This is a genomic window from Actinoalloteichus sp. GBA129-24 (assembly GCF_001941645.1).
In the GTDB taxonomy this organism is placed as follows: Bacteria; Actinomycetota; Actinomycetes; order Mycobacteriales; family Pseudonocardiaceae; genus Actinoalloteichus_A; species Actinoalloteichus_A fjordicus.
Map to the genome: position 1 here is coordinate 1,505,114 of NZ_CP016077.1, position 12,551 is coordinate 1,517,664.

A 12,551-nucleotide genomic window follows, 5' to 3' on the forward strand; every position below is an offset into this window, starting at 1 on the left:
TCGCGGTAGGAGCGCGCCTGTGGGGTGTGGTCGGGATGCGGCGGCAGGGTCGCCTGTCGTCGCTCCCGATTCCGCGGCCTTGCCGAGGTGTTCGCCTGCGCGGGCGCCCATCCGGCGGTGAGCCTCGAACGTGCCCGGCGAAATGCCGAACTGGACGACCAGTTCCGCCGACACGCCTGCCACGACGCCGGCGTGATCCCGGTCGGCCGAGGCACACTGTCACACGGCAGTGACGGCCTGGTGCCGCATCGTGCGAGTTCGCCCTGTTCGAGCGACGACGCGCCGTTCGGCGTCCCACCCCGATCAGCGTGATCCGTTCAGGCTGTGAGGCCATCCACGGATCGACTCACTCCTCCAGGGAGAGGGCCTGGCCAGGGCACACGTGCGCCGCTTCGCGGGCCTTCTCGACCAGCTCGCCCTCCGGCGTCTCGTTCAGCACGATGATGGTGCCGTCGTCCTCGCTCTGGTCGAACAGCGCGGGCTCCGTGAGCACACACTGTCCGGCACCGACGCACCTGCTGGTGTCCACGATGATCTTCATGGCCCTCGCCTCCTGCGACGGGGATGGCAGTTCGTCCGCTACCAGGTCACCGGGAGCTGGTACAGGCCATAGATGTTCGCGTCGTCCTTGAACGGCAGCTCGTCGATGTCCATCGCCTGCTCCAGCGTGGGGACACGGCGGAACAGCGTGTCGAACACGATCTGGAGTTCCATCCGGGCCAGGTTCTGGCCCAGGCACTGGTGCGGCCCGAACCCGAACGCGACGTGGTGGCGGGCGCCGCGCTCGATGTCGAGTTCGTCCGGATTCTCGAACGCCCTCGGGTCCCGGTTGGCCGAATAGCCGAGCGCCAGCACGCCTTCGCCTGCGCGGATCAGCTGCCCGCCGACCTCGACGTCCTCGACGCACAGCCGGGCCGTCGCCACGTCGATGATCGTGAAGTACCGCAGCATCTCCTCGACCGCGCTGAGCGTTCTGCTCGGGTCGGCCTTGATCATCGCGAGCTGCTCCGGGTTGCGCAGGAACGCCAGGGTCGACAGCGAGATCATGTTCGCCGTCGTCTCGTGGCCTGCCACGAGCAGCAGCAAGCCCATGCTTGTCAGTGCCGTCCGCCGGTAGGTGCCGTTCGCGCGCAACGTGACGATCTGCCGCCCGAGCAGGTCGTCCGGCGGGTTCTTCTCCTTCTCCGCGATGAGGTCGGCCATATAGCCCTGGATGGCCCCCATCGCCGCCCACCGCTCCTCGGGCGGCGTCGACTGCTTGATCACCCTCACCGTGTTCTCCTGGAAGAACTCATGGTCGGCGTAGGGCACACCCAGCATCTCGCAGATCACCAGCGACGGGACCGGCAGCGACAGCGCGTCCACCAGGTCACCGGGCTGCGGCCCGGCCAGCAGCATGTCGATCCGCTCGTCGACGATCTCCTGGATCCTCGGCCGCAGCGCCTCCAACCGGCGCACCGTGAACTCGCCGAGTACGGCCTTGCGCGCAGGCCCGTGCTCTGGCGGGTCCATGGCGATCAGGAAGCGCTCCTCGTCCGGCCGCCGGGATGCCGCCTCGCCCTCGACCAGCGCTGGGAAGTCCGGATGCTGCCGGTCGGCGCTGAACCGCCGGTCGTTCAACACGGTTCGCACGTCTTCGTGCCTGCTGACCACCCAGGCCCACCCGCCGTCGGGCAGGCGAACCCGCGAGACCGGCTCTTCTTCGCGGATCTCCTCGTACGCAGGCGGCGGCGCGAACGGGCACGTACGGGCCATGGGGAACTCGTGCTTCTCGGCGGTGGTCATGACTTTTTCCTTCCACGACGTCACGGACAGGCGAGAGAGGCTGGACAGCGAAAAGCCGTGTGTGAACGGCAGCTGGTCGACCAGTGCGACCGGGTTCGGTTCTGGGACTCGGCGGACCGAGGAGCCGCAAAGGACCACCGGGACATCGGTATTTCAAACCTGCCCCGTCCCCTCCCGCGCGAAGCTCGGCTCCACCGCTTCCAGGCGCGGTACCGAGATGTTCAACCGTCGTGCTTCGGCCAGGGTGTCCCGGCAGACCGCACGCGGCTCCTCGGCGTCGGGGGCGGACTGAGCCGAGAAACTCACGCGCACGAGCGCGACATGAGCAGTCAGCCAGGCGAGCGCGGGGGCCGTCAGCCAGGTGGGCGCCCGGAACAGCAGCACACTGCCCCGGTGACGTCGCAGGTCGAGGCCGCGCGCCTGGAGGAGCGGCAGCAGTTCGCGGCCGGCCAGCAGCCCCTCGCGCAGGTCGCTCGTCGCCCCGACCAGTCTGGACAGGGAACCCCGCCGCAGGCCTTGCGAGAGCAGGCCTGCACCCAATGCGAAATGGACCCAGAGCCAGTCTCGGAAGTCAGGCTGCTCCTGAATCCGGAGCCCGGCCTCGCGAAAGGCCTGGCGCACGGCCCGCTCCCGGTCGGTCGGGGGTCGGCCGAGGGTGCCGAAGACGACCGACGGCCGCAGCGCCCCACGGAGCACGCCGTCCGCGTCGAAACCGCCACCGGCCTGGGGAAAGCCCCAGGCGATCTGGTCGACAGGGAGTGTGCCGATCGCGGCAGGCGGCTCGGTCCAGATGTTGCCGAAGACCAGCACCGTGGCGTGGCCGACACGTGGGGACAAGAAGGCCGTCGCCTCTGCGAGGCGGTGGTGCGGCACGCTGAGCACGATCAGGTCGAAGGAGTGGTCCGGCTCCAGTGCCTCGCGGTAGCGCACCGGCCACTTCTCGACGACGCGCTGCCCCCACACCCGGCGCCGCGCATCGAGCAGGTCGAGGTCCACTGCGTCTCCGTACGTCGCCGCGCGGCCCGGCCGGACGTAGAACTCGACGTCATGTCCCGCCTGTTCCAGGGCCCAGCCGTAGAGGGTGGCGATCACGCCTCGGCCGAACATCAGGATCTTCACGCTGCACCTCGTGGGGTACGATCGAATTGGAGACGATCTCCACTTTCCAAAATATGGAGATCATCTCCATTTGTCAACCGCGAGGTAGCGCATGACCGCCGACAAGCCGCTGCGGGCCGACGCCCGACGCAACCGCGATGTCCTGATCGCCAAGGCGCGAGAGGTCTTCGACGCAGGCGACTTCTTCGACCTGCGCTTCGATGACTTCGCCCGCCTGGCCGGGGTGGGCACCGGCACGCTGTACCGCCACTTCCCCACAAGGGAGGCCCTGGCCGAGGCGGTCTACCGAGGGGAGGTCGCCGTGCTGTGCGACCGCGCCCGCCTGCTACAGACCACGCTGCCCGCGACGGAGGCCTTGGCGACCTTCCTACGCGGCATGGTCGACCACATAGACACCCACGAGGGCCTGGCTCGGACGCTGGCCACGATCATGGCCGATCGCTCGGGCGCCCTCGCCGAGGGCAGCCGGGCGCTGGAGCAGGCGGTCACCGACCTGGTGGCCGCCGCCGTGCAGGACGGCGCCGTTCGCGACGACGTGGACGCCGGTGCCGTGATGATGGCGCTGCACGGCATCGGTGCGGCCCATGACCGCCCGAACTGGCGGGCCGAGGCCGACGATGTCATCACCCTCGTGCTGGCCGGGCTGCGCCGCCCGCGATGACCAGGCGCGATACGAGGTCGCATGCCGCGAGCGAAGGATCCGGTGCGGGGTACGGCGGCGACGGCGCGGCCCGGGGTGCTCACCCGGCTGATGCCGGCTATCGGTTCGCGACCGGCTGACGACGGGCCGGGAGGAGCTCGGGGCGAGTGACCTCGGTCGTCGGCCTGCCCGGGGTTCGGCCGCCGCCTGCGGTGAACGGGCGGGACAGGGAAGGGCGCGGTCCCTGTCCCGCCTTGGGGATTCGGACGTCGAGAACCGACGTCCGACTTCGACTCCAGGAAGGAGAGTGATTTCACGGTACGGCCTGGTAGGCATTGTTGCGACGAGTGAACGCACCAACCGACTACCGACTTCTGGCCGCCACGGTTTCACCCGAAAGGAGTATTTGCATCATTCCCGTCCGGTAGTAAATCCGGAGAGTCACAGCGACACCGGTAGTTCGGCGACTCCGCTGATCAAGACGCGTCGCCAGCGCAGCTCCTCCGGCGCCACCGCGAGGCGCATCGTCGGGAACCGCGCGGTGAGCACTCGCAGGCTCTCCTGGAGTTCGACACGGGCGAGCGGCGCACCGAGGCAGTGGTGCACGCCGTGCCCGAATGCCAGGTGTGGATTGTCCGTCCGTGCCAGCCGCAGCTCGTCCGGCGCGTCGAAGGCCGCAGCGTCGCGATCGGCCGAGCCGATGGCCGCGATCACCCCGTCGCCCGCGCGAATCCGCACCCCGGCCAGCTCGACGTCCTCGGCCGCCACGCGGTACTGCCCGGTCTCGCCGAGCCGGTTGAACCGCAGCAGCTCCTCGACGGCGGTCGGGATGTCCTCCGGAGCCGACACGAGCCGCTGCCATCGGGCGGGCTCGCGCAGCAGCGTGATCAGGAAGCTGCCGATCTGGTTCGCCGTCGTCTCGTGCCCGGCGACCAACAGCGTGAGGCCGAGCGAGACGAGTTCGTCCTCGGAGAGCGCGTCTCGTTCGTCCCGCACGAGGATCAGCTCCGCCAGCAGGTCGGCGGGAGCCTGATCGGTGGTGAGGGCCCGGCGCTTCGTGGCGACCAGCTCGCCGATGTAGGCCTCCAGGCTGCCGTAGTCCGCCTCCACCTGACTCCGCTGCGCGAGTTCCATGCTGTAGACCTGCTCGGACCAGCGTTGGAACAGCGGCCGGTCGTCGGCAGGGACGCCGAGCAACTCGCAGATGACCGCGATGGGGAGCGGGAGCGCGAAATGCGCTCTGGCGTCCACCGGCTGCGGCTGATCCGCCAACCGGTCGGCCAGTCTCTCGGCGGTCTCGGCGATCCAGGGCCGCATCTGCTGCATGCGCCGATGGGTGAAGGCCTTGGTGACCAGCTTGCGCAGCCTGGTGTGCTCCGGCGGGTCCATCGCCGTCATGGCCTGCGGCCTCGGCGTGGCCACGGCGGTCCGAGGCGCCCCCGGCCGCACCGTCAGCGCGCGGGAGAACCGCGGGTCGCCGAGCACGGTGCGGACGTCGGCATAGCGGGTCACCAGCCAGACCTCGTCGCCGGTCAGTGTCCGGACTCGGACGATCGGCCGGTTCGAGCGCAGGGCGGCCCAGGTCGGGGACGGGTCCAGCCCGAAGGCGTCGGGGAAGGGGAGGGACAGCACCCCGTCGGGTTCGGCGTCCGGTCCCGCCGAGTCCGCCCCGCCGGAGCCCGGTCGGTCGGAAGCGTGGTCGTCGGAGTGGTGCGGCATCGACGTCGTGTCGAGCCCGTCGTCGCTCGCCATCGGATCACCTCACGCATCGCCTGCGGGAATGATCACCGAGCGTATCCCGCTCACCCCGTGAGGGTCACTTCTCGGTGATCCCGAACAAGTCGGCGGCCTCCGCGGCTTCGTGGGGAGCCCATTTCGGGCCCGGCGCCCGGTAGTCGGCGAACCTGTCGAGCAGCCGCTCGGCGTCGGAGTCGATCAGCAGCGCCCTGCTGTGCCGCTCCTGGAGGAAGCCCTCGGTGGTCATGTGATCGATCATCGCCCGCAGCGGCTCGTAATAGCCGTTCACGTCGAGCAGGCCGATCGGCTTGGCGTGCAGGCCGAGCTGTGCCCAGGTCCAGATCTCGAACAGTTCCTCCAGCGTGCCCGCCCCGCCCGGCATCGCGATGAAGGCATCCGCGTTCGCGGCCATCATGGCCTTGCGCTCATGCATGTCGGCGACGACATGGAGCGTCGTCAGTCTCGGATGGGCGATCTCGCGTTCCACGAGCTGACGGGGGATCACCCCGACCACTCGGCCGCCCGCGTCCAGGCTCGCATCGGCGACGGCGCCCATCACGCCGACGGCGGCCCCGCCGTAGACGAGTACGTCGCCACGTCGGGAGATCAGCCGTCCCAGCGTGCGCGCCGCGTCGAGATAGACCCGGCCTCGGCCGTCAGACGATCCGCAGAACACACAAATCCGCACGGAGCCGACTGTATCGACAGCGCGTCCCTGACCGGGAGAACCCGATCAGGGACGCGGTGACACGAGCGAGCGAATCAGCGGACGCTGGTGGCGGCGGCCTCCGCCCCGGTCTCCTCGTTGATCACGGCCGCGAGTTCCTGCTCCTCGGCCGGGATGGGACGGGTCATCGTGCGGTAGATGACCAGCGCGCCGAGTGAGACCGCTGCCATGACCACCGCCATCGGCAGCGCGGTGTTCTCGCCGCCGAGGCTGACCAGCGGAGCCGCCAGCGCGCCGAGCAGGAACTGCAACGTCCCCAGCAGCGCCGATGCCGCGCCTGCGGCGTTGGGGTACTCCGCGAGGGCGAGCGTGGTCGCGTTGGGCATGACCAGGCCGAGGCTGGAGACGCCGACGAACAGCGCGACCATCACCCCGGGCAGGCCGAACAGGCCGGTGCTCACCAGAAACAGCAGCGCGAGGCTGGCCGTGACCGAGGAGGCCATGCCGATGTTGAGCAGGGTGCGGGGCGCGACCCGGCCGACGAGCCAGCCGTTGATCTGTCCGAAGATCAGGATGCCCACCGAGTTCAGCGCGAACAGCAGGCCGTAGACCTGCGGCGAGACCTCGTAGACCACCTGAAGGACGAACGGGGACGCCGACACGTAGGCGAAGATCGTTGCGAAGCTCAGGCCGCCCGCCAGCGCGTAGCCGACGAAGGAGCGGTCCTGGAACAGGCGGCCGAAGCTGCCGAGGGTGTCCTTCACTCCGCCTCGGCGCCGCTGCTCCCTGGGCAGGGTGTCGGGCAGGCTGACCAGTGCGGCGATGCCCATCACCACGCCGTACACGGCGAGGATGATGAAGACGCCGCGCCAGGACGTGAAGCTCAGCAGCTGACTGCCGATCATCGGAGCCAGGATCGGTGCGGCGCCGGTGACCAGCATCAGCATCGAGAAGAACTTCGCTGCGGCCACGCCGGTGTACAGGTCGCGGATGATCGCCCTGGCGATGACGAGCCCGGCCGCCCCCGCCATGCCCTGCACGAAGCGGAGCACCACGAGCACCGTGGTCGAGGGCGCGAAGGCGCAGAGCAGGGAGGCGATCAGGTAGACGGCGACGCCGACCAGCAGCGGCCTGCGTCGGCCCAGCGCGTCGCTGAGCGGACCGGCCAGCAGCTGGCCGAACGCCAGGCCGATCAGACAGGCGGTGAGGGTCAACTGCACCTGGGCCGCGGTCGAGTCGAACTCGACGCTGATGTCCGGGAACGCGGGTAGGTACATGTCGATGGACAACGGTCCGACGGCGGTGATCGCGCCGAGGATGAGAGCGAGTCGCCAGCGCGACGGCACGGACGGGGCGGTTCGAGTCGTGTCGGTGAGTTGACCGGTGAAGCTCAACGAATTCTCCAGACGAGTACAGGGGGTCTGGGGAGAGCGCATACCCCCGGCGGTCCAACACGACCTTGACTCGCGTTCATCTCGAACGTGATGCAGCTAACCCATAAGGACGCCACACTGTTCCGCCTGGTGAGATGCGTTCCGCCGTTTCGAGGGATGGTCCGCTCGACCGGCGGGTGCTGGCCGGCGCTCCGCCGGCGGTGTGGCGGTCGGGCGGTTCATTCGGTGTCGGCGGTCCGGCCTGATCGGCCACCCGGTCATAGCCGGGCCGGGGGAGTCGGTCGAACCGGAGCCCTCGCCCCGGCGTGCCGAGGTCGGCGACCACGAGCACCCGCCTGCGTCGGTCCGGGGAGGGACTCGCAGTCGATGCTCGAGGCGTCCATCCCGGTCATGGGGCCCGCAGCAGGGCCCGCGGCGCCGAGGATGACGCAGTCGAACCGGAGCGAGGCACCGCGCGGGGGCGGACTCCCCGATGGCGGAATGCCAGCGTCGACGCCGCAGCAGCACGGCGAGGACCGCCGCCGAGCCCTTGCCGCAGCGCACCGGACGCAGACCGGTCGCCCTACCCCGGTCTGCCAACGATCCGGTGACTTCGGCGCTGTCGAGCTCGGTGTGGCCGTAGGGTCCGATGGCGGACCGTCGACCTGTCGGGACCGTTCGTGTCGGTCGGCGCGGGGCGGTCGACACCCGAGGTCGACACGGGGCGGCGCCCGCCGGTTCGCCCGAGGGCTCGTCGGCGGGGCGGCACGAGCCACTGCTCGCGGTGCGCCCTGCCGACATCGGCGCCGTGGAGGCACACAGCATGCGCATGTCGGGACTCGGCCGGATGAGCCGCACTCCGGTCCTCGCGTCGGTCGCGGTCCTCATGCTGATCATCGGCGCGGGCGTGATCATCGACCCGACCGGACTGATCGCGCTGCACACTCCGCCGCAGGGCGGTCCGCTCGCCGTCGGCGGGCTGCGCGACGTCGCCCCGCTCCTGCTCCTGCTACCCGTGCTCCTGCTGGGCACGGCGGCGTCGACCTCGATCGTCTTACGCGACGCCGGACCCCGCGCGCCGTGGTGGTGGATCTTCCTGCTCGTCTGGGGCGCCACGGTGCTCGCCGCGATGATCGGCAGGACCGCCGCCGATCTGCTCGCCGTCGCACCGCTGCTCGCCTCACCGGCAGGCATGGGTGCGCTGTCCTTCGCCGAGACGCTCGGGCACCTCGCCTGGGCGAGCGGATTCACCGGGGTCACGGCACTGCTGTGCTGCTGGCCGTCGGCGTTGACCGCAGCCCTGCTGCATCGCAGGCGGAAGAACGACCGAACGACGGACACCGAGAACCCGGTGGTCCGGCGGGCCGACCGGCGGATGGTGATCGTCTACGGACTCGCTCTCGTCAGCTTCACCGGCCTGGTCGGCCCGTGGCTGGGCGGCCACTGGTGGGCGGGTTCCTCCCTCGGATTCACCTATGACCACGGTCTGCGGCTCCTCGCGCCGAGCCGGGCAGCGGGCGTCGCGGGCTATCTCGTCGGTCTGACGATCCTCACCGCCGCCTCGGTCGCGGTGTTCGCGGTGCTCGTCCGGCACATCGGGGCGAGGCGGCGCGCGAGGTCGGCATTCCTGGCCGGCTGGATCGCCACGACGCTCGGGGCCTCGATGCTCGGGCTGGCCCAGCTTCTGGCGTTGCTCGGCACGCCGAGTCCGGCGGACCGCCTCGGCGGTGATCGATGGTGGATCTCGCTGGTGCTGATCCGGCAGGCCGACGGCCTCTCCTACGGGCTCGTCGTCGGCGGGGTGGCCGCAGGTGCGGTGGTGCTCAGCGCCTTCTGGCGGCCGATCTCGGGCAGGCCGACCTCGGCGGGCAGGCTGATCGCCCTGCGACGCGTCCGAGGCCTGCCCACCCTGGCAGCGCTGGCCTTCGTCCTGATCCTCGCCGCGCCGCTGGCACTGAGTCCGACCGAGCCGAGTCGGATCGGCCGAGACGACCTGCTGCTGGCCGAGCCGGGACTGCCGCAGGGCACCGGCCTTCCCCGGCTCACCGTCCACCCCGGCGAGCCCGCCGTGCTCGGCACCGCCGACGGCAGGGCGGTGCTTCTGCGCGGCGTCAACGTCCCGGATCTCCTCGCAGGCGCGGCAGGTGTCGGCGAGGGCAGCCTGGCGGCGCTGGCGGCCCGGGGCGCAGGCGTCATCCGCGTCGGGGTCTCCAGGCATCGCCTGGAGCCAGCGCCGGGGCGCGTCGACGAGGCGTATCTCGCCGAGATCCGCGCTCTGGTGGATCAGGCCGCGCGGCATGAGGTCTACACGGTCCTCGCGCTGCACGCCGACCTGATTCGACCTGCCATGCCCTGCCCCGGCGAGCCCGATCGCGAGCCCACGGGTCCCGGCGTGTCCTCGGCGGACGTCGGGCCCTGCGCATCCCCCGATCCCGCAGGCGCCCGGCTCGTCGACCCGACCGACTTCGCCTACGACGACGACGGCAGCCAGACGCGACTGGTGAACCTGTGGGGCCGCCTCGCAGGCGAGTTCGCGACGAACTCGGCGGTGGCGGGATTCCACCTGCTCGACGATCCCCGGATCGGCGACGGACCCCCACTGACCTCGGGTCTCCTGCTCGGCCGCTTCTACGACCGCGCGGTGCGGGCGGTGCGGACGGCGGAGGAGTCGGTGGCGGGCGGCTTCCCGCACCCGGTGTTCGTCGAGCCGAGCGCCGGCTGGGCCGCCGTCGGGGTCGACGTCCCGCCGCCGCCCGGTTTCACCGACGATCCTCGGCTGGTGTTCGCTCCGCCGTCACGGGCGGCGGCCGGGCCGGGCCGCAGCGCTGAGGCCGGGGCTCTCCGGCTCGGACGAGGACTGGCCTTGGCCGAACGGCTGGTCGCCGACCACGGCGCCGCACTCTGGATCAGCGAGTGGGGCGCGGCGGCGGATGCGGCGGGGGACGGGGACCTCCTGCGTGGTCAGGCCGTCGTCGCGGATCGGCATCGACTCGGCGGCGCCTTCTGGCGGGCCGCCCCCGACTGCGGGCAGCAGTCGGGACCCGTGCCGCCGAGGAGCGCGACCGCTGGCGCGGCAGGCTGCGACTCCGGCGGCGCCGAGACCGACACCGAGGTCGCGGAGGTACTGGGCAGAAGCTATCCGCGGGCGGCGCCGGGCAGGCTGCATCGGCTGGTCTCCGATCCGGCCCGACGCACGATGGAGTTGGCGGGCAGCAATCAGCAGACGGCGTCGAGCTGCGTCCTCGACGTCTGGGTGCCGGGTCGCGCCGAGCCGGTCGTGCAGGCCGACGGCGTGCGGGACGTGCTGATACGGGCGGTCGCAGGCGGCTGGCGGATCACCGGCTGTGCCACCGGGGACTACCGCCTCGCGGTGCGATGACCGAGGCGCCGAGCCCGTCGGTATCTCATCGGATCACGGCGAGCCGGCGGCGCCGGGCGTAGTGCGGCATCGGTCCCGCCGCCACGGCGGGGCCCGTCGGTCCCGTCGCGTCGCCGGGTGGCGCGGGTCAGCTCGTCCACCGCCGCAGCCGGGGGCGCGCGGCGTGCTGCCAGTGCCCGGGGAAGTCCTCCTCGATGCGCCGGGCGATCTCCTGGTCCCGGCCGTACCAGAGGCCGAAGGTGAATCCGTTCCGTCCCTGCGTCTGTGCCTGTGCTCCCAGATCCCGCAGCATCGCGCGGCTGAGCACGGTGTCCTGGTGGGCGCCCAGTGTGTGCTGGAGTCGGTGCAGGGCCTTGCCCAGTCTGCGGGCCTTCCGCCTTGCGGCGGGGCGGGCCACCTCGGCCGCGTAGCGCGTGCGCTTGGCGAGCTTGCGGACCTCGTGCAGCGCCGCAGCCCGCGCGCCGTTCGACACGGGCACCGTCGAGGGAGCACCGCTCGAACCGGCGGCGGCCGCCCCGGCCGATTCCGACGGCTCGACCGGCGTCGCGAGTGCCGTGCGCGCGGCGCGGTCGAGCTTGCGCCAGCTGCGGGCCACCAGCGCGGGCAGCACCTCGGCCGCCCACTGCTCGGCGGCCGGGGTGAGCGGCGGCCGTTCGAGCAGCAGCCGCGCCGACTCGGTCAGCGCCCGGTACCGCGAGCCTGCCAGCACCGCCGTCACCGTCTCGTCCGCCGTGGCCTGTCTGCGGGCCGTCCGCCGGGTGAGCTGTCGGTCGATCTCGCCCAACAGCAGCTCCGGGGCGGTGTCTTCGAGCCGGGTGCGCAGCCTCGCGGTCACCACCTCGGCGTCGCGCGACTGCCCCAGGACACCGGCCAGCCACTTCAGCTCGTCGGTCAGCTTCCTGGTCTCGGCGCGATCGACGACCGCGCCGAAGGACTGGAATGCGCTGCGCATCCGTCGGGTCGCGACTCGCATCCGGTGCACGGCGTCCGGCTCGCCCCGGTGGAAGGCCTGTTCGTTCTCGAGCAACGCGGCCTCCTGTCTGCGCAGGTAATCGAGGACGACGTCGCCGGCGGGCGATTTCTTGCCCAGCCGGGTGGTCGGTGACGCGGCGGGCCGTGCTGCGGTGCTCATCGGTGCTCTCCTGACGAACGTGAGAAGGGGTCTTTTACTGCGGTACCCGGTGAATCGGGGTGGTACACGGTCAAGATCGCGGTGAGCAGGTGCCGGGCCCGCCGACCGACGGTTCGCCGGACCCGCGCCGAGGGCCCGCCGCATCGCGGATCTCCGCCCGTCATGACGGGGCAGGTCGGCGTCCGGCACGAGGTGCTCATCGGCTCGCCGCCGATCTGCATCGATGCGCTGCCGTCGATCGTCTCGGACCCGGATCGCCCCGGCCCCGCCCCGTCGGCGGGCACCGATGACCCGGCGTCGGGCTCGGTGCCCGACGGTCGCGTGGTCCGGACGGGCCGACGAGGCGGTGGACCCGAGAAGAAGTCACGGACAACGATGGGCCACCGCTCTCGCTATCGCCGGGGTCGGCTGCGTACGATCGGCCCCAGCCACTGATGGGAGGCCCGCGAATGTTCGGTCTGGGCGCAACCGAGTTGTTGATCATCGCCGGAGTACTGGTGCTGCTGTTCGGCGCGACGAAGCTGCCGCAGATGGCACGGTCGCTCGGCCAGTCGGCCCGAATCCTCAAGGCCGAGACGAAGGGATTCCGCAACGACGGCACGGCCGAGACGCCCGCCGTCGAGAATGCCCCCGTGCAGCAGGTGCAGGCGGCCCAGCCCGTCCCGGCGGCCCAGCCCCTCCAGGCGGCTCAGCCCGTCCAGGACGACAAGCGCTGAGTC

The 12,551-nt window shown here is 71.2% G+C and carries 10 protein-coding genes; 3 read left to right on the forward strand and 7 right to left on the reverse strand.

Annotated elements, in window-relative coordinates; genetic code table 11:
• Positions 1-346 precede the first annotated feature (346 nt).
• The 3 genes from UA75_RS06910 to UA75_RS06920 all read right to left on the reverse strand — a co-directional run bounded on the left by UA75_RS06910 (position 347) and on the right by UA75_RS06920 (position 2,904).
• Positions 347-541 carry a ferredoxin gene (locus tag UA75_RS06910; RefSeq protein WP_075739544.1) on the reverse strand — a complete coding sequence of 65 codons (195 nt, stop codon included), beginning with the start codon at positions 539-541 and terminating at the stop codon, positions 347-349.
• A gap of 38 nt (positions 542-579) precedes the next feature.
• A complete protein-coding gene (locus UA75_RS06915; RefSeq protein WP_075739545.1) occupies positions 580-1,785 on the reverse strand; it encodes a cytochrome P450 in 1,206 nt (401 codons plus the stop codon).
• A gap of 153 nt (positions 1,786-1,938) precedes the next feature.
• Positions 1,939-2,904 (reverse strand): ketopantoate reductase family protein, encoded by a 966-nt coding sequence (locus UA75_RS06920; protein ID WP_075739546.1) that lies wholly within the window; start codon positions 2,902-2,904, stop codon positions 1,939-1,941.
• A gap of 91 nt (positions 2,905-2,995) precedes the next feature.
• Between UA75_RS06920 and UA75_RS06925 the strand changes: the two genes are divergently transcribed.
• Positions 2,996-3,565, forward strand: a complete 570-nt coding sequence (locus UA75_RS06925) for a TetR/AcrR family transcriptional regulator (RefSeq protein ID WP_075739547.1) — start codon at positions 2,996-2,998, stop codon at positions 3,563-3,565.
• 420 nt (positions 3,566-3,985) lie between these two features.
• On the opposite strand, the gene UA75_RS06930 is transcribed toward UA75_RS06925, so the two are convergent.
• The 3 genes from UA75_RS06930 to UA75_RS06940 all read right to left on the reverse strand — a co-directional run bounded on the left by UA75_RS06930 (position 3,986) and on the right by UA75_RS06940 (position 7,342).
• Complete coding sequence (locus tag UA75_RS06930) at positions 3,986-5,296, reverse strand: cytochrome P450 (protein ID WP_232237660.1); 1,311 nt, start codon at positions 5,294-5,296, stop codon at positions 3,986-3,988.
• Positions 5,297-5,360: 64 nt separating this feature from the next.
• Complete coding sequence (locus UA75_RS06935) at positions 5,361-5,969, reverse strand: TIGR00730 family Rossman fold protein (RefSeq protein WP_075739548.1); 609 nt, start codon at positions 5,967-5,969, stop codon at positions 5,361-5,363.
• Between the two features lie 74 nt (positions 5,970-6,043).
• Positions 6,044-7,342 (reverse strand): Bcr/CflA family multidrug efflux MFS transporter, encoded by a 1,299-nt coding sequence (locus tag UA75_RS06940; protein WP_075739549.1) that lies wholly within the window; start codon positions 7,340-7,342, stop codon positions 6,044-6,046.
• Positions 7,343-8,144: 802 nt separating this feature from the next.
• On the opposite strand from UA75_RS06940, the gene UA75_RS06945 reads away from it, so the two are divergent.
• Positions 8,145-10,700, forward strand: coding sequence for a cellulase family glycosylhydrolase (locus UA75_RS06945; RefSeq protein WP_198044231.1), 2,556 nt, complete (start codon positions 8,145-8,147; stop codon positions 10,698-10,700).
• A 127-nt stretch (positions 10,701-10,827) separates the two neighbouring features.
• Here UA75_RS06945 and UA75_RS06950 read toward each other — a convergent pair whose 3' ends face one another.
• Complete coding sequence (locus UA75_RS06950) at positions 10,828-11,832, reverse strand: CHAD domain-containing protein (RefSeq protein WP_075739551.1); 1,005 nt, start codon at positions 11,830-11,832, stop codon at positions 10,828-10,830.
• Between the two features lie 449 nt (positions 11,833-12,281).
• On the opposite strand from UA75_RS06950, the gene tatA reads away from it, so the two are divergent.
• Positions 12,282-12,548 (forward strand): Sec-independent protein translocase subunit TatA, encoded by a 267-nt coding sequence (gene tatA / locus UA75_RS06960; RefSeq protein WP_075739553.1) that lies wholly within the window; start codon positions 12,282-12,284, stop codon positions 12,546-12,548.
• Positions 12,549-12,551: the final 3 nt, after the last annotated feature.

What these genes read in the sequence shown, in the direction of transcription:
- UA75_RS06915 (WP_075739545.1), bottom strand. Translation starts at nt 1,785, where the DNA reads ATGACCACCGCCGAGAAGCACGAGTTCCCCATGGCCCGTACGTGCCCG.
- tatA (WP_075739553.1), top strand. Translation starts at nt 12,282, where the DNA reads ATGTTCGGTCTGGGCGCAACCGAGTTGTTGATCATCGCCGGAGTACTG.
- UA75_RS06930 (WP_232237660.1), bottom strand. Translation starts at nt 5,296, where the DNA reads ATGGCGAGCGACGACGGGCTCGACACGACGTCGATGCCGCACCACTCC.
- UA75_RS06945 (WP_198044231.1), top strand. Translation starts at nt 8,145, where the DNA reads ATGCGCATGTCGGGACTCGGCCGGATGAGCCGCACTCCGGTCCTCGCG.
- UA75_RS06950 (WP_075739551.1), bottom strand. Translation starts at nt 11,832, where the DNA reads ATGAGCACCGCAGCACGGCCCGCCGCGTCACCGACCACCCGGCTGGGC.
- UA75_RS06910 (WP_075739544.1), bottom strand. Translation starts at nt 541, where the DNA reads ATGAAGATCATCGTGGACACCAGCAGGTGCGTCGGTGCCGGACAGTGT.
- UA75_RS06925 (WP_075739547.1), top strand. Translation starts at nt 2,996, where the DNA reads ATGACCGCCGACAAGCCGCTGCGGGCCGACGCCCGACGCAACCGCGAT.